Here is a 15071-nt window from a genome sequence, read left to right as displayed (position 1 = left end):
ATGCCGCCGATCGGATTTGATCGCTCTTCTGTGGACAAGTTACCGTGAGGTCGAAAGTTATCCCCAGGCCATGCCAATTCTGGCCGGAGATCGCTACGGTATTGCTCACACAGCGGTGGATAACTCTGTGAATACCCACCGGCGGCATCCGAAGCCGCCAACCCGACGAGAGTCACCGGGGGTCGACTCGTCCCCTCGTCGGGCTGACGGCATCCGCAACACAGACGAAGACGGGGAACGATGGCAGGCGGCGAAGAGTCCATAGCTGCGGCATGGCAGGACGTGCTCGGGAAACTCGAGACGGACGACCGGATCACCCCGCAGCTGTACGGGTTCCTCAGCCTGGTCGAGCCCAAGGGCATCATGGCCGGCACCTTCTATCTGGAGGTGCCCAACGAGTTCACCCGGGGAATGATCGAGCAGCGCAGCCGCGTCCCGCTCCTCCACGCGATCGGCTCGCTCGACGACGAGCTGCAGGTCAACACCTTCGCGATCGTGGTGAACCCGGAGATCCAGCAGGACACGATGGCCGGTCCCGCGCACGAAACCGACTCCGCCCCTTCCTATGTCGAGCAGGCCGCACCGGTCATCTCAACCCCCACGGAGATCACGGCGCCTCCTCGCGGCGGCGACACCCGGCTCAACGCCAAGTACAGCTTCGACAACTTCGTCATCGGCCAGTCCAACCGCTTCGCTCACGCGGCCGCGGTGGCGGTGGCCGAAGCGCCGGCCAAGGCGTACAACCCGCTCTTCATCTACGGCGACTCCGGCCTCGGCAAGACGCACCTTCTCCACGCCATCGGCCACTACGCGATGAGTCTCTACCCGGGGATCCGAGTGCGGTACGTCTCCTCCGAGGAGTTCACCAACGACTTCATCAACTCGATCGCGAACAACCGCGGCTCGTCGTTCCAGGCACGCTACCGGAACATCGACATCCTGCTGATCGACGACATCCAGTTCCTCCAGAGGGCGGTCGAGACGCAGGAGGCGTTCTTCCACACCTTCAACACGCTCCACGATCACAACAAGCAGGTGGTCATCACCTCGGACCTCCCACCGAAGCACCTCACCGGGTTCGAGGACCGCATGCGCTCGCGTTTCGAGTGGGGTCTGATCACCGATGTCCAGGTGCCCGACCTCGAGACCCGCATCGCGATCCTCCGCAAGAAGGCGCAGAGCGAGAAGATCCAGGTACCGGACGACATCCTGGAGTTCATGGCGTCGAAGGTGTCGAGCAACATCCGGGAGCTGGAGGGCACGCTCATCCGCGTCACCGCCTTCGCGAGCCTGAACCGCACGCCCGTCGACATGCCGCTGGTGCAGACCGTGCTGAAGGACCTCATCACGCTGGACGACGACAACGTCATCGCGCCGACGGACATCATCACCAACACGGCCGAGTACTTCAAGCTCAGCGTCGATGACCTCTACGGCTCCAGCCGGTCGCAGGCGGTCGCCACGGCCCGACAGATCGCCATGTATCTGTGCCGAGAGCTCACGAACCTCTCTCTGCCCAAGATCGGCCAGTTGTTCGGCGGCCGCGACCACACCACGGTCATGTACGCCAACAAGAAGATCAGTGAGCTCATGAAGGAGCGTCGCTCGATCTACAACCAGGTCACCGAGCTCACGAGCCGGATCAAGCAGAATCACCGCTACGGCAAGTAGCGACACGCCCCTCTAGCGCAGAACTTATCCACATATCCATCCCCAGAGTGGGGACAAAGCGTTATTAACACTTGTGGATAACTTGTGGAGAGCTTCCGGAGAACCACACGTTTAATGGGGACGGCGATCCGGATGCTGTGAAAAGGCGTCGCTCAGTCGCATCCCTGCGGATCGTTGTGAACACCCGGAATCCTCAGGTCATCAACAAGTCACCGACGTGTAGTTCCCAGTCGTCGCGCGGCCTCAACAGAGTTATCCACATTTTCCACAGCGGTTAACACGATTACTCCTTAACTCTTTTCAATGAGGGCGGACGACAACCTCAAGGGGTCGGGGGAGCGCCGCTTCCGCGTCACAAGGCAGGCGCTAGGATTTGTGACGTCCGTGACCGTCAAGCCGACAGAGGTGACTTCGTGAAGTTCCAAGCCAATCGGGATGTGTTCAGCGAGGCTGTCTCCTTCGCGGTGAAGCTCCTGCCGCAGCGGACGACTCTGCCCATCCTGAGTGGTGTCCTCATCGAGACGACGGACGACGGACTTCAGCTCTCGTCCTTCGACTACGAGGTGTCGGCCCAAACTCAGATCGCAGCCGAGGTAGAGGAGCCCGGTCGCGTCCTGGTGTCCGGTCGCCTCCTCGCCGAGATCGCCTCGAAGCTTCCGAACGCCCCGGTGCAGTTCTCGACCGAGGAGTCCAAGATCGTGGTTCGCGCCGGCTCCGCGAACTTCACCCTGCTGTCCATGCCTGTCGAGGAATACCCGAGCATCCCGCAGGTGGGCGGCGAGGCGGGACTCGTTCCGGCCGAGGAATTCGCCCAGGCCGTCTCGCAGGTCGGGGTGGCGGCTTCTCGGGATGACGTGACCCCTGTGATCACGGGCGTGCAGCTGGAGGTCGGGGACAACACCCTCGGCCTGGTCGCGACCGACCGCTACCGCGTCGCCGTGCGCGAGATCGACTGGGACAACGGGACGACCTCGGGCGAGCCCGTGACGGCGCTGGTGCCGGCGCGGACGCTGACCGAGATCGGCAAGACCTTCGGGCACAGCGGCAACGTGTCGATCTCGATCACCAACCGGGACGACCGAGAGCTGATCGCGTTCACCGCGGACAAGAAGACGGTGACCTCTCTGCTGATCAAGGGCAACTTCCCGCCGGTTCGCCGGCTGTTCCCCGAACAGGTCGACAACTACGCGGTGATGAACACCGCCGAGCTCATCGAGGCGACCCGCAGAGTCGCTCTCGTCCTCGAGCGCGAGGCCGCGCTCCGCTACACCTTCACCGCCGACGGGCTGACGCTGGAAGCGATCGGATCCGAACAGGCGCAGGCATCCGAGAGCATCGACGCTCTTCTCACTGGCCAGGAGACGGTGGTTTCATTGAAGCCGCAGTTCCTGCTCGATGGTCTCGGTGCGGTGCACTCGGAATTCGTGCGCATCTCGTTCACCAAGACCGAGAACCCCAACAAGCCGGGCCCTGTGCTCATCACGAGCCAGACGTCCAAGGATCAGGCAGGAGCGGACTCTTACAAGTATCTGCTCCAGCCCAACCTGCTCCTGCGCTAGATCCCGGCGCCGCTGAAGCAAAGAAGAGAAGGACAATCATGCACATCGGCCTCATCGGTCTCGGACGCATGGGCAACAACATGCGTGCTCGTCTCGAGAAGAACGGCATCGACGTCACCGGCTACGACACGAACCCCGAGGTCTCCGACGTCGCGGCCGTGGCCGACCTCGTCGCGGCGCTCCCCGCTCCGCGCACCGTCTGGGTCATGGTGCCCGCCGGCCAGATCACCGACTCGGTGATCCGCGAGCTCGAGCCGCTGCTCGAGAAGGGCGATCTCGTCATCGACGGCGGGAACTCCAAGTTCACGGAGGACTTCAAGCACTCCGAGCTCCTCGCGCCGCGCGGTGTCGACTTCATGGACGTCGGCGTCTCCGGCGGCATCTGGGGCCTCGAGAACGGTTACGGCCTGATGGTCGGCGGTTCGGCCGAGCAGGTCGAGCGCGTGATGCCCGTCTTCGACGCGCTGCGTCCCGACGGTCCGCGCGACGAGGGATTCGTCCACGTCGGCGAGGTCGGTGCGGGTCACTACGCGAAGATGGTGCACAACGGCATCGAATACGCGCTGATGCAGGCATATGCCGAGGGATACGAGCTCCTCGACACCCGCAAGGACATCATCAAGGACGTCACGGGCACGTTCAAGGCGTGGCAGCGCGGAACCGTTGTGCGGTCGTGGCTGCTCGACCTGCTCGTCCGCGCCCTGGAGCAGGACCCGGAGTTCGAGCACATCGAGGGCTACGTGCAGGATTCGGGCGAGGGTCGCTGGACCGTCGAGGAGGCGCTCAACAACGCCGTCCCGGTTCCGACGATCAGCGCCTCGATCTTCGCGCGCTTCGTCTCGCGCCAGGAGGATTCGCCGGCCATGAAGGCGGTCGCCGCACTGCGCAACCAGTTCGGCGGTCACGCCGTCAAGGCCGTCGACTGAGACGCGTGAACTGAAAACTCTGTGCGTGTCACTCATCTCTCCCTGACCGACTTCCGCAACTACCGCACTGCGGAGGTGCCGTTCGCGGCCGGCGCGAACCTCTTCGTCGGCCGCAACGGCCAGGGAAAGACGAATCTCGTCGAATCGCTCGGCTACCTGTGCACTCTCGGGTCGCATCGGGTGTCGAGCGATCAGGCGATGATCCGGAAGGATGCCGACGCGGCGATCGTCCGGGCGCGCATCCAGCACGAGGGCCGGGAGATCCTCGTCGAGGTACAGCTGAACCGCAGCTCAGCGAATCGGGCCCAGGTGAACCGGGCCGCCATCAAGCCGCGCGAGTTGCCGCGGTATTTCTCGAGCGTTCTCTTCGCACCGGAGGACCTCGCTCTGGTGCGGGGCGAGCCGGGCATCCGCCGACGCTTCCTTGATCAACTGCTGATCCAGCGGAACCCGCGGTTCTCGGCCGTCATCGCGGACTATGAGCGCGTGCTGAAGCAGCGGAACACGCTGCTCAAGTCGGCACGCGCCTCCCGTGTGCGGGAGGACCAGCTAGGCACTCTCGAGATCTGGGACGATCGGCTCGTTCAGCTCGGTTCCGAACTGATGGATGCGCGTCTCGACCTGGTCGGGCGCTTGAGCGATCCCCTCGTCGCGGCCTACCGCTCGGTCGCCGGCGACGACCACCATCCGCGACTCCTCCCGCAGCTCACGGTCTACGGTGCACACGTCGACGAGGAGGATGCCGCGACAGAAGAGGATGTAACGGGCTCACCCGGTGTCGCGACCCCGGAGGCGTTCCGTCGAGCGCTCGCGGCCGTGCGCCGCAAGGAGCTCGATCGCGGTCTCACCCTGGTCGGACCGCACCGAGACGATGTCCTGTTCGAATTGAATGGTCTTCCCGCGAAGGGATACGCCAGCCACGGCGAATCGTGGTCGTTCGCCCTGGCGCTCAAGCTGGCCTCGGCGGAACTGCTCCGCCAGGAGTCGACGACCGGCGACCCGGTGCTCATCCTCGACGACGTCTTCGCCGAACTCGACCAGGCTCGGCGACGGATGCTCGCAACCGCCGTAGCCGGTTACGAGCAGGTGCTGATCACCGCGGCCGTTTACGACGACGTGCCGGACGAGCTCACTGCGCACACGGTCCGCATCGAGGCGGGCAGCATCGTGGAGGCGCCCGATGCCTGATCGCGCAACCCGGAACACACCGAGCGAGAGCGAGGCATCGGCCGTCTATCTGCGGCTGAAGGCGCTCTTCACCGGCACGACCTCGCGAAGCCGGCGCGGCCCACGTCGCGAAGAGAGCACGACCGGCAGCCAGCCCTTCGGGTCGGGGCGCGACCCGCGCGGTGTCGGTGACGTCGTCGACGCGCTCGCGGCGCAGCTCGGCTGGACCTCCGCCCTGGCGAAGTCCGACCTGCTCGAAGGATGGCGTGAACTGGCGGGGGAGGAGACCGCGAAGCACGCCGAACCGGACCAGATCGCCGACGGTGTCCTCGTGGTCCGGTGCGAGTCGACGGCATGGGCGACACAGCTGCGGATGATGCGATCGGAGCTTCTCGCGCGCATCGCGGACCGATTCCCCGAGGCAGGCATCGAGTCGATCCGTTTTCAGGGGCCGGACGCCCCCTCCTGGAAAAGAGGCCCCAGGTCGATTCCAGGGCGTGGCCCGCGCGATACTTACGGCTGAGGGCGCAAAAGAGGTCGCCACAGTGCGGAAAAAGCCTCAGACGGCCGTTTTCGGGGATTTCGGCCCCCGTCTCTTGGTAGAATGGAACGTCACTGTTGAGTGCGGTCAGGAGCCTAATTTCATATGACGATGGAACCGAACGCGGCCGGGACGGAACACGAATACGGCGCTAATGAGATCCAGGTCCTCGAGGGTCTCGAAGCCGTCCGCAAACGACCCGGGATGTACATCGGTTCCAGCGGTCCCCGCGGTCTTCACCACCTGGTCTACGAGATCGTCGACAACTCGGTCGACGAGGCCCTCGCCGGTCACGCCGACAACATCGAGGTGACGATCCTCCCGGATGGCGCCGTGCGGGTCGACGACAACGGTCGTGGCATCCCGGTCGATGAGCACCCGGTCGAGAAGAAGTCGACGGTGGAGGTCGTCCTCACCATCCTGCACGCCGGCGGAAAGTTCGGCGGCGGCGGGTACGCGGTGTCGGGCGGACTCCATGGTGTCGGCAGCTCGGTCGTGAACGCGCTGTCCAGCCGCCTCGACGTCGAGGTTCACCGCCAGGGTCACGTATGGAGGCAGAGCTACCGCAACGGCGTTCCGCAGGCTCCGCTCGAGAAGGGCGAGGCGTCGGACCGCACCGGAACGATCATCACGTTCTGGCCGAGTGCCGAGACGTTCGAGACGATCGTGTTCGACTATGAGACGCTGCGCACGCGATTCCAGCAGATGGCCTTCCTGAACAAGGGGCTGCGCATCGCGATCACCGACGAGCGCGCGCCCGAGATCGAGCACGTCGAGGGCGAGGTCGACGAGGAGCACACTCCGCGTCACGAGGTCTTCCTCTACGAGCGCGGCCTGATGGACTACGTGCAGTACCTGAACTCCGCGAAGAAGGTGGAGGTCGTCCACGACGAGATCATCTCGTTCGAGTCTGAGGACACGGACCGCAAGATCGCTCTCGAGGTCGCCATGCAGTGGACGACTAGCTACAACGAGAGCGTGTTCACCTACGCGAACACGATCAACACGCACGAGGGCGGCACGCACGAAGAGGGCTTCCGCGCTGCGCTGACCACGCTGGTCAACCGGTATGCGCGCGAGAAGGGCATCCTCAAGGAAAGGGATGACAACCTCTCGGGCGACGACGTGCGCGAGGGTCTGACCGCTGTCATCTCCGTGAAGCTCTCCGAGCCGCAGTTCGAGGGCCAGACCAAGACGAAGCTCGGCAACACCGAGGCCAAGGCCTTCGTGCAGAAGGTCGTCGGCGATCAGCTCGGCGACTGGTTCGACCGCAATCCGAACCAGGCGAAGGACATCATCCGCAAGGCGCTCCAGGCCGCGACCGCGCGCCTCGCTGCCCGCAAGGCGCGTGAGACCGCCCGCCGTAAGGGCTTGCTGGAGAGCGGCGGGATGCCGGGCAAGCTGAAGGACTGCCAGTCGAAGGACCCGACGATCTCGGAGATCTTCATCGTCGAGGGCGACTCGGCCGGCGGCTCCGCCGTGCAGGGCCGCAACCCGGAGACGCAGGCGATCCTGCCGTTGCGCGGCAAGATCCTCAACGTCGAGAAGGCGCGGCTCGACCGCGCCCTCGGCAACAACGAGGTGCAGGCGATGATCACGGCGTTCGGCGCCGGCATCGGCGAGGACTTCGACCCGGAGAAGGCGCGGTACCACAAGATCGTGCTCATGGCCGACGCCGACGTGGACGGCCAGCACATCACCACGCTGCTCCTCACGCTGCTGTTCCGCTACATGCGCCCGATGATCGAGCTCGGCTACGTCTACCTGGCGCAGCCGCCGCTCTACCGGCTCAAGTGGTCCAACGCCGAGCACGAGTACGTGTACTCCGACCGGGAGCGCGACGCGTTCCTGGCCGAGGGTCTCGCGGCCGGCAAGCGCATCCCGAAGGACAACGGCGTGCAGCGCTACAAGGGTCTCGGTGAGATGGACTACCAGGAGCTGTGGGAGACCACGATGAACCCGGAGACGCGGACGCTGCTTCAGGTCACGCTCGACGACGCGGCCGCCGCGGACGAGATCTTCGCCACACTGATGGGCGAGGACGTCGAGTCGCGCCGCTCGTTCATCCAGAAGAACGCCAAGGACGTGCGGTTCCTCGACATCTGATGCTCCGGCATGGATGAACGACGAGGGATCGCGAGGGAGAGAAGACTGTGACGGACGAAGAGAACGTGTCGGGCGAAAGCGGGGCCGGCTTCGGCATCCACGGCAGGATCGACCAGGTCGACCTGCAGTCGGAGATGCAGCGGTCGTACCTCGACTACGCCATGTCGGTCATCATCGGGCGCGCACTGCCCGAGGTGCGCGACGGCCTGAAGCCGGTGCACCGCCGCGTGATCTACGCGATGTTCGACGGCGGCTACCGCCCGGACAAGGCGTTCTCCAAGTGCGCGCGCGTCGTCGGCGACGTGATGGGACAGTTCCACCCGCACGGCGACTCGGCGATCTACGATGCGCTGGTTCGCCTCGTCCAGCCGTGGAGCCTGCGCTACCCACTGGCCCTCGGTCAGGGCAACTTCGGCTCGCCCGGCAACGACGGGGCGGCGGCCCCGCGGTACACCGAGACGAAGATGGCCCCGCTCGCCCTTGAGATGGTGCGGGACATCGACGAGGAGACCGTCGACTTCCAGGACAACTACGACGGACGCACCCAGGAGCCCGCGGTCCTCCCCAGCCGGTTCCCGAACCTGCTCGTCAACGGCTCCGTCGGCATCGCGGTCGGCATGGCCACGAACATCCCGCCGCACAACCTGCGTGAGGTGGCCGACGGCGCGCTCTGGCACCTGCAGCACCCCGAGGCCTCCCGCGAGGAGCTGCTCGAGGAGCTCATCAAGCGGATCAAGGGACCGGACTTCCCGACCGGCGCGCAGATCCTCGGGGTCAAGGGCATCCACGACGCCTACCGCACCGGCCGCGGCTCGATCACGATGCGCGCCGTCGTCACGATTGAGGAGATCCAGGGCCGGGTCTGCCTCGTCGTCACCGAGCTGCCGTACCAGGTCAACCCGGACAACCTGGCGATCAAGATCGCGGACCTCGTCAAGGAGGGGCGTATCGGCGGCATCGCCGACATCCGCGACGAGACCTCGGGTCGCACCGGCCAGCGCCTTGTGATCGTGCTGAAGCGTGACGCGGTCGCCAAGGTCGTGCTGAACAACCTGTACAAGCACACGCAGCTGCAGGAGAACTTCGGCGCCAACATGCTCGCGATCGTCGACAACGTGCCGCGCACCCTGGCGCTCGACGGATTCATCACCGCGTGGGTTGACCACCAGATCGAGGTCATCGTCCGGCGCACACGCTTCCGTCTGCGCAAGGCGGAGGAGCGCGCCCACATCCTGCGCGGCTACCTGAAGGCGCTGGATGCGCTCGACGAGGTCATCGCGCTCATCCGCCGCTCGCCGACGGTCGACGACGCGCGTGATGGGCTGAAGACCCTTCTCGACGTCGACGACGTGCAGGCGGATGCGATCCTCGCCATGCAGCTCCGCCGCCTGGCCGCCCTCGAGCGGCAGAAGATCGTGGACGAGGCCGATGCGATCGAGAAGCAGATCGCCGAGTTCCACGCCATCCTCGACGACCCGATGCGCCAGCGCTCGATCGTCAGCGAGGAGCTCACCGAGATCGTCGACCGCTTCGGCGATGACCGCCGCACCGAGATCATGTTCGGCTACGACGGCGACATGAGCGTCGAAGACCTCATCCCCGAAGAGGAGATGGTGGTCACCGTCACCCGCGGCGGGTACATCAAGCGGACGCGCAGCGACAACTACCGCAGCCAGCACCGCGGCGGGAAGGGCGTCAAGGGTGCGCAGCTGCGCGGCGAGGACGTCGTCGACCACTTCTTCGTGACGACGACGCACCACTGGCTCCTCTTCTTCACGAACAAGGGACGCGTCTACCGCGCCAAGGCCTACGAGGTGCAGGAGGCCGGCCGCGACGCCAAGGGTCAGCACGTCGCCAACCTGCTCGCCATGCAGCCGGATGAGGAGATCGCCGAGATCCTCGACATCCGCGACTACCAGGCGGCCAAGTACCTCGTGCTCGCCACGCGCGACGGCCTGATCAAGAAGACCGCGCTGGAGGAGTACGACACCAACCGCACGGGCGGGATCATCGCGATCAAACTGCGCGAGGACGACGAGCTCGTCTCCGCACTGCTGGTCGAGGAGGACTCCGACCTGCTCCTCGTCTCCCGCAAGGGGATGTCGATCCGCTTCACGGCGTCCGACGAGGCCCTCCGCCCGATGGGCCGGTCGACGTCGGGCGTCATCGGAATGCACTTCCGAGGCGAAGACAAGCTGCTCGATGCATCCGTCGTCTCCGACGAGGGCTACGTCTTCGTCGTCACCGAGGGCGGGTACGCCAAGCGCACCGCGGCCGACCAGTACCGCCTCCAGAATCGCGGCGGTCTGGGCATCAAGGTGGCCAAACTCAACGACGACCGGGGCGACCTGGTTGGGGCGCTGATCGTCGGTGAAGACGACGAGGTCCTTGTGGTTCTTGCCAGCGGCAAGGTGGTACGCTCTGCCGTGGCCGAGGTACCAGCCAAGGGCCGCGACACCATGGGTGTCGTCTTTGCACGTTTCGCCGAGTCCGACAAGATCATCGCTCTGGCGAAGAACACCGAACGTGATCTCGAATCCTCCCTTCCCGCGGAGGATACCGAGGCCGTCGGGAAGGATGAAACCGTAGATGAGCAGTAGCGTCGCCGAGAAGTTGGCCAAGAAGTCGTCCCGTCGACCCGCATCCGCGAAGCAGGTGCGGCTGAAGCTGGTGTACATCGACTTCTGGTCGACCGTGAAGCTGTCGTTCCTCGCCGGGATCTGCCTCGCGATCATCGCCATCGTCGGTACGTTCCTGATCTGGACCGTGCTCGACCGCACCGGGATCTTCGACCAGGTGAACAGCCTGTTCAAGGACATCTCGGGCGCCGGCGGCAGCGACCTCCGCTCGGTTCTCGGGCTGGGTCAGGTGATGGGCTTCTCGCTCATCGTGGCCATCCTCGACATCGTCGTGGTCACCGCCCTGGGCGCCGTGTTCGCGCTGCTCTACAACCTCTCGGTGAAGATCACCGGCGGTCTGCTGGTCGGTTTCACCAACAACTGACCGATTTCGCAATGGTCGGGCAGATCGGGTAGTCTCGTATCTGCCCATTCGGGGATATAGCTCAGGCGGTTAGAGCGCTTCGCTGATAACGAAGAGGTCCGAGGTTCAAGTCCTCGTATCCCCACCATCACCTCATACGGGGCCTTAGCTCAGTTGGTAGAGCGCCTGCTTTGCAAGCAGGATGTCAGGAGTTCGAATCTCCTAGGCTCCACCCTTACGGGTCTGTCGCGGTTCACGACTGTGGCGGGACGATCGTCCGCATCGGGAACGGGCTCGAGTACGAAACGCTCGTGGTCACGCTCCCCAGTGTTCCGACGCGACCGCTGATCTGCTCCAAGTGGCGCATGGAGGTTGCGACCACTTTGAGGATGAAGCAGTCGTCTCCGGTGACATGGTGCGCTTCGATCACTTCGGGGATCTCGGCGAGCAGGTCGTGGAGCGGCTTGTACTGGCTGCTGGGGTAGCGCAGCCGCAGGTACGCGAGGATCCCGAAGCCCAGCTGCTCGGGATCGATCACCGCCCGATAGCCGGTGATCACGCCGGCCTCCTCCAGCCGCCGCACGCGTTCGGCCACCGCGCTGTTCGACATGTGGACGGTGCGAGCCAGTTCGGCGATCGACTGCCGGCCGTCGCGCTGCAGCTCCGCGAGAATGATGCGGTCGGTGCTGTCTACAGCGAACGGTGAAGTGACGGTCATGGCGCGATTCTGCCACGAGATCGACGGTCGAAGCGGACGAACGCCGTGGATCGGTCCTTCACCCGGCCGCCGCGTTTTTCTAGTCTCGTGGCATGACGACAATGACCGAAAATGCCACCCAGCACTTCTCCGCGAAGCTGCGATTCGAGACCGATCCGTCCGACGTGCACGCCGCGTTCGAGCGTGGCGAGCGCTTCGTCCTCATCGACAGCAGGGCCGGCGCCGCATGGAGTCACGGACGCGTGGCGGGAGCCGTGCACCTCCCGACCGCGGAGATCGAAGAACGGGCACCCGGGTCGATTCCGCTGGACATGCCTGTCGTCGTCTACTGCTGGGGTCCGGGATGCAACGGCTCCACCCGAGCAGCCCTCGCATTCAGTCGTCTGGGCTACGAGGTGCGGGAGATGATCGGCGGCTACGAGTACTGGGTGCGAGAGGGCCTCCCGACCGTCGATGACTCCGGGCCGATCGAGCGGTCGGTCGACCCGCTCACCGCGCCTCCCGGGTTCGAGTGCGCCTGCTGAACCGGACTACTTCAGGAGCCGGGAGAGCACGCGGTCGGCCAGGGGCTTGCCGCCGGTCTGGCAGGTGGGACAGTACTGGAACGTGGAGTCGTGGAAAATGACCTGGCGGATGGTGTCGCCGCAGACGGGGCACGGCTGACCGGTGCGCCCGTGCACCCGCAGGTTCGACTTCTTCTCGCTCTTCAATTCCGAGGCGGCCAGACCGTCCGCCCGGGCGAGAGCGTCCCGCAGAGTGGTCTGCATCGCTTCGTACAGGCGCGCGACATCGTCGGCTGCCATGTTGGCCGGCTTGTACGGCGACATCTTGGCGACGTGCAGGATCTCGTCGGAGTAGGCGTTCCCGATCCCTGCGATGAGCGACTGGTTGCGGAGCACGCCCTTGATCTGAGCGCGACCCTGCCCGGCGAGGATGCCGGCGAACGCCTCCTCGGTGAACGACGGGTCGAGCGGGTCGGGTCCGAGGCGCTGGATGCCGGGCACCTCGGCCGGATCGCGCACGACGTAGATGGCGAGGCTCTTCTTCGTTCCGGCTTCGGTGATGTCGAGTCCGGAACCGTCGTCGAGGACGAGCCGCGCCGCGAGGGGGCCCTTGCCCAGGCGGCCGTTGGGCGGTGGCGGAGGCGAGTCGCGCCAACGGATCCAGCCGGCTCGTGCGAGATGCACGACGATGTGGAGCTCGCCCGCGGCGATGTCGAGGAACTTCCCGTGGCGGGTCACGGCGGCGATCGTCAAGCCGTGCAGAGCGTCGGCCGGCGGGTCGAAGGTCTTCAGCGCGGAGAAGGCTGCGATGCTCAACCGGTCGATGACACGCTGCGCCAGCCGGCCATCGAGGTCGGCGGCGAGGGCGGTGACTTCCGGTAGTTCGGGCATCACCTCTAGTCTGCCCTCGTCCACCGACAATGGCAGTACGTTGGTGCGATGGATATCAGAGTGGCTGCCTATGGCGTCATCGTCGACGGCGACCGCATCCTGCTCGCCCATTGGAACGAAGGCGGCCGGTCGGGCTGGACCCTGCCGGGCGGCGGCATCGACCCGGGCGAGGACCCGGTGGATGCGGTGGTCCGTGAGATCGCGGAGGAGACCGGCTATGTCGCCGAGGCCGGCGACCTGCTGGGGATCGACTCCAAGGTGATCCCGGCCGAGCACCGTTTCATCCCGGACGCCGGGCCGCTGCACGCCCTGCGGATCGTCTACCGCGCGCGGGTGGTCGGCGGGTCGCTCACCAACGAACTCGATGGCACGACCGACGAGGCGGCGTGGTTCTCCCTCGACCGCATCCCGGGTCGCCGCGTCGAGTTGGTGGACACGGCGCTCGAGATGGCCGGACTGGCCGGCGGCCGCTAGACCGTCGCGGGGCCGCGTCCCTGCTGGTTGGGGATGACGATCCACATCACCAGGTAGGCGATGAACTGCGGGCCCGGCAGCAGGCACGACAGCAGGAAGAGGACGCGGACGGTCCACGGCCGGAGGCCGAAACGGTTCGCCAAGCCGGCGCACACGCCGGCGATCACACGGCCATCACGGGGACGCATCAAAGTGCTCATACATCCCAGACTCGCAGCGGCGCGCACGCCGCACCATCGGGGTAACCCCCGAACAGACCCTGATCGAGCGGTCGGACCTTACTGCTGCGTCGTGTCGGTACCCGCGGTGGTCGTCGGGGTCGTGGGCTCCTCGTCGGCGACCCACAGCTCGTCGTCGGCGCGGAAGGTCTGCCACACCGCATACAGGAGGCCGACGGCGGCAACGATCCCAAGCCCGATCGCGATTACACCACCGGCGCCGGGGCCGGGCTTCTTCGCGGGAGCCTTCGGCTTCTTCGAGAGCTCCTTGCCTGCCTTCTTGAAGTCGCCGGCGAAGGCGGCCGCACGAGCGGCGCGGGCGTGGTCGACCACGGAGAGCGCAGTGCCGACGGCCGTGCCCACAGCGGGGATGACGTCCGTCACCACGCGCTGACGCGCCTGGCCGGCGTAGTGGCTCGCTGTGTCCTTGGCGGTCTGAGCCGCGGGGCGCACGTACTGGTCGTAGCCGTCACGGACGCGCGGCGCGATCTCCTCACGGGTGTAGTAGGCCGCCTGCTTGCGCGCCTCGGCAGCGAGGGCGTTGGCGGTGGCCAGCACCTCCTGCTGCTGGGTCCACAGGTCCTCGGCTCCGCTGCGCAGTCGCTTGAGCTCCTTCTTGCGCTTCCGTGTCAGGCTCATCTGTTCCTCCGTTGGTCGGGGTGGCGACTGACTCCATCTTGCCACCGAAAGGGCTGGGGATGGCCCGAGAGGTCTCGAGCCCGCCCAAGTCAGCTATACGCGCTGTGCAAGAATTGGTGCCATGTCTAAGCACACCGCTGTCGCCACGCTCCACACTAACTACGGAGACATCAAGGTCAACCTCTTCGGCAACCACGCGCCGAAGACGGTGCGGAACTTCGTCGGGCTGGCGACGGGCGAGATCGAGTGGACGCACCCCGCCACGGGAGAGAAGTCGAAGACTCCTCTCTACGACGGCGTGGTCTTCCACCGCATCATCCCGGGCTTCATGATCCAGGGCGGCGACCCGCTCGGACAGGGCGTCGGCGGACCGGGCTACCAGTTCGACGACGAGATCAGCCCCGACCTCGACTTCACGCAGCCGTACATCCTGGCCATGGCGAACGCCGGCATCCAGGGCGGCCGCGGCACCAACGGCTCGCAGTTCTTCATCACGGTCGCGCCGACGACGTGGCTGCAGGGCAAGCACACCATCTTCGGTGAGGTCGCCGACGACGCGTCCCGCAAGATCGTCGACAAGCTGGCCGAGGTCCCGACAGACGCTCGCGACCGGCCGCTGGACGACGTCGTCATCGAGTCCATCGACATCGAGCAGGTCTGAGGAAGGACGGGCGAG

15 protein-coding genes and 2 tRNA genes are annotated in these 15071 nt (G+C 65.7%); 13 read left to right on the top strand and 4 right to left on the bottom strand.

What is annotated here, in order from left to right; genetic code table 11:
- Positions 1 to 240 precede the first annotated feature (240 nt).
- From dnaA to ACF1AJ_RS13300, 10 genes are all read left to right on the top strand, one after another.
- Positions 241 to 1671, top strand: coding sequence for a chromosomal replication initiator protein DnaA (dnaA, locus tag ACF1AJ_RS13345; protein ID WP_391507786.1), 1431 nt, complete (start codon positions 241 to 243; stop codon positions 1669 to 1671).
- A gap of 413 nt (positions 1672 to 2084) precedes the next feature.
- Positions 2085 to 3230, top strand: coding sequence for a DNA polymerase III subunit beta (gene dnaN / locus ACF1AJ_RS13340; RefSeq protein WP_391507785.1), 1146 nt, complete (start codon positions 2085 to 2087; stop codon positions 3228 to 3230).
- Between the two features lie 38 nt (positions 3231 to 3268).
- A complete protein-coding gene (gnd, locus tag ACF1AJ_RS13335; protein ID WP_391507784.1) occupies positions 3269 to 4156 on the top strand; it encodes a phosphogluconate dehydrogenase (NAD(+)-dependent, decarboxylating) in 888 nt (295 codons plus the stop codon).
- Positions 4157 to 4177: 21 nt separating this feature from the next.
- On the top strand, positions 4178 to 5344 hold the full coding sequence (recF, locus tag ACF1AJ_RS13330) for a DNA replication/repair protein RecF (RefSeq protein WP_391507783.1): 1167 nt from the start codon (positions 4178 to 4180) through the stop codon (positions 5342 to 5344).
- A complete protein-coding gene (locus ACF1AJ_RS13325; protein ID WP_391507782.1) occupies positions 5337 to 5846 on the top strand; it encodes a DUF721 domain-containing protein in 510 nt (169 codons plus the stop codon). The genes recF and ACF1AJ_RS13325 overlap by 8 nt, the downstream gene beginning before the upstream one ends.
- Before the next feature lie 123 nt (positions 5847 to 5969).
- Positions 5970 to 7970 (top strand): DNA topoisomerase (ATP-hydrolyzing) subunit B, encoded by a 2001-nt coding sequence (gyrB, locus tag ACF1AJ_RS13320; RefSeq protein WP_391507781.1) that lies wholly within the window; start codon positions 5970 to 5972, stop codon positions 7968 to 7970.
- Positions 7971 to 8017: 47 nt separating this feature from the next.
- Positions 8018 to 10570, top strand: a complete 2553-nt coding sequence (gene gyrA, locus ACF1AJ_RS13315) for a DNA gyrase subunit A (protein ID WP_391507780.1) — start codon at positions 8018 to 8020, stop codon at positions 10568 to 10570.
- Positions 10560 to 10973: a DUF3566 domain-containing protein gene (locus tag ACF1AJ_RS13310; protein WP_309855501.1), complete on the top strand. Its 414-nt coding sequence runs from the start codon at positions 10560 to 10562 to the stop codon at positions 10971 to 10973. Before gyrA ends, ACF1AJ_RS13310 begins: the two co-directional genes overlap by 11 nt.
- A 50-nt stretch (positions 10974 to 11023) precedes the next feature.
- A tRNA-Ile gene (locus tag ACF1AJ_RS13305) sits at positions 11024 to 11100 on the top strand.
- 11 nt (positions 11101 to 11111) lie between these two features.
- A tRNA-Ala gene (locus ACF1AJ_RS13300) sits at positions 11112 to 11184 on the top strand.
- 21 nt (positions 11185 to 11205) lie between these two features.
- Here ACF1AJ_RS13300 and ACF1AJ_RS13295 read toward each other — a convergent pair.
- Positions 11206 to 11670 (bottom strand): Lrp/AsnC family transcriptional regulator, encoded by a 465-nt coding sequence (locus ACF1AJ_RS13295; protein WP_391507779.1) that lies wholly within the window; start codon positions 11668 to 11670, stop codon positions 11206 to 11208.
- 101 nt (positions 11671 to 11771) lie between these two features.
- Between ACF1AJ_RS13295 and ACF1AJ_RS13290 the strand changes: the two genes are divergently transcribed.
- Entirely contained in the window at positions 11772 to 12194 is a 423-nt protein-coding gene (locus ACF1AJ_RS13290) for a rhodanese-like domain-containing protein (RefSeq protein ID WP_391508763.1), read from the top strand.
- Positions 12195 to 12200: 6 nt separating this feature from the next.
- On the opposite strand, the gene ACF1AJ_RS13285 is transcribed toward ACF1AJ_RS13290, so the two are convergent.
- Entirely contained in the window at positions 12201 to 13064 is an 864-nt protein-coding gene (locus ACF1AJ_RS13285) for an Fpg/Nei family DNA glycosylase (protein ID WP_391507778.1), read from the bottom strand.
- 48 nt (positions 13065 to 13112) lie between these two features.
- Between ACF1AJ_RS13285 and ACF1AJ_RS13280 the strand changes: the two genes are divergently transcribed.
- On the top strand, positions 13113 to 13538 hold the full coding sequence (locus ACF1AJ_RS13280; RefSeq protein WP_391507777.1) for an NUDIX hydrolase: 426 nt from the start codon (positions 13113 to 13115) through the stop codon (positions 13536 to 13538).
- Here the strand turns inward: ACF1AJ_RS13280 and ACF1AJ_RS13275 are convergent.
- Positions 13535 to 13738 carry a PspC domain-containing protein gene (locus ACF1AJ_RS13275; RefSeq protein ID WP_309855507.1) on the bottom strand — a complete coding sequence of 68 codons (204 nt, stop codon included), beginning with the start codon at positions 13736 to 13738 and terminating at the stop codon, positions 13535 to 13537. The two genes, ACF1AJ_RS13280 and ACF1AJ_RS13275, sit on opposite strands and share 4 nt — an antisense overlap.
- 78 nt (positions 13739 to 13816) lie before the next feature.
- Positions 13817 to 14395, bottom strand: coding sequence for a hypothetical protein (locus ACF1AJ_RS13270; RefSeq protein ID WP_391507776.1), 579 nt, complete (start codon positions 14393 to 14395; stop codon positions 13817 to 13819).
- Between the two features lie 121 nt (positions 14396 to 14516).
- On the opposite strand from ACF1AJ_RS13270, the gene ACF1AJ_RS13265 reads away from it, so the two are divergent.
- Entirely contained in the window at positions 14517 to 15056 is a 540-nt protein-coding gene (locus ACF1AJ_RS13265; protein ID WP_018189046.1) for a peptidylprolyl isomerase, read from the top strand.
- Positions 15057 to 15071: the final 15 nt, after the last annotated feature.

It is taken from the genome of Leifsonia sp. NPDC014704, from assembly GCF_043083605.1.
In the GTDB taxonomy this organism is placed as follows: domain Bacteria; phylum Actinomycetota; class Actinomycetes; order Actinomycetales; family Microbacteriaceae; genus Leifsonia.
Note: the sequence above shows the minus strand (reverse complement) of the source record. Positions and strands in the feature narration are given on the sequence as shown.

Bases quoted from the DNA above. Each gene is read 5' to 3' on its own strand.
- gnd (WP_391507784.1), top strand. From the start codon at position 3,269: ATGCACATCGGCCTCATCGGTCTCGGACGCATGGGCAACAACATGCGT.
- ACF1AJ_RS13325 (WP_391507782.1), top strand. From the start codon at position 5,337: ATGCCTGATCGCGCAACCCGGAACACACCGAGCGAGAGCGAGGCATCG.
- ACF1AJ_RS13290 (WP_391508763.1), top strand. From the start codon at position 11,772: ATGACCGAAAATGCCACCCAGCACTTCTCCGCGAAGCTGCGATTCGAG.
- ACF1AJ_RS13285 (WP_391507778.1), bottom strand. From the start codon at position 13,064: ATGCCCGAACTACCGGAAGTCACCGCCCTCGCCGCCGACCTCGATGGC.
- ACF1AJ_RS13265 (WP_018189046.1), top strand. From the start codon at position 14,517: ATGTCTAAGCACACCGCTGTCGCCACGCTCCACACTAACTACGGAGAC.
- ACF1AJ_RS13275 (WP_309855507.1), bottom strand. From the start codon at position 13,738: ATGAGCACTTTGATGCGTCCCCGTGATGGCCGTGTGATCGCCGGCGTG.
- dnaA (WP_391507786.1), top strand. From the start codon at position 241: ATGGCAGGCGGCGAAGAGTCCATAGCTGCGGCATGGCAGGACGTGCTC.
- ACF1AJ_RS13310 (WP_309855501.1), top strand. From the start codon at position 10,560: ATGAGCAGTAGCGTCGCCGAGAAGTTGGCCAAGAAGTCGTCCCGTCGA.
- gyrB (WP_391507781.1), top strand. From the start codon at position 5,970: ATGACGATGGAACCGAACGCGGCCGGGACGGAACACGAATACGGCGCT.
- ACF1AJ_RS13295 (WP_391507779.1), bottom strand. From the start codon at position 11,670: ATGACCGTCACTTCACCGTTCGCTGTAGACAGCACCGACCGCATCATT.
- ACF1AJ_RS13280 (WP_391507777.1), top strand. From the start codon at position 13,113: ATGGATATCAGAGTGGCTGCCTATGGCGTCATCGTCGACGGCGACCGC.
- ACF1AJ_RS13270 (WP_391507776.1), bottom strand. From the start codon at position 14,395: ATGAGCCTGACACGGAAGCGCAAGAAGGAGCTCAAGCGACTGCGCAGC.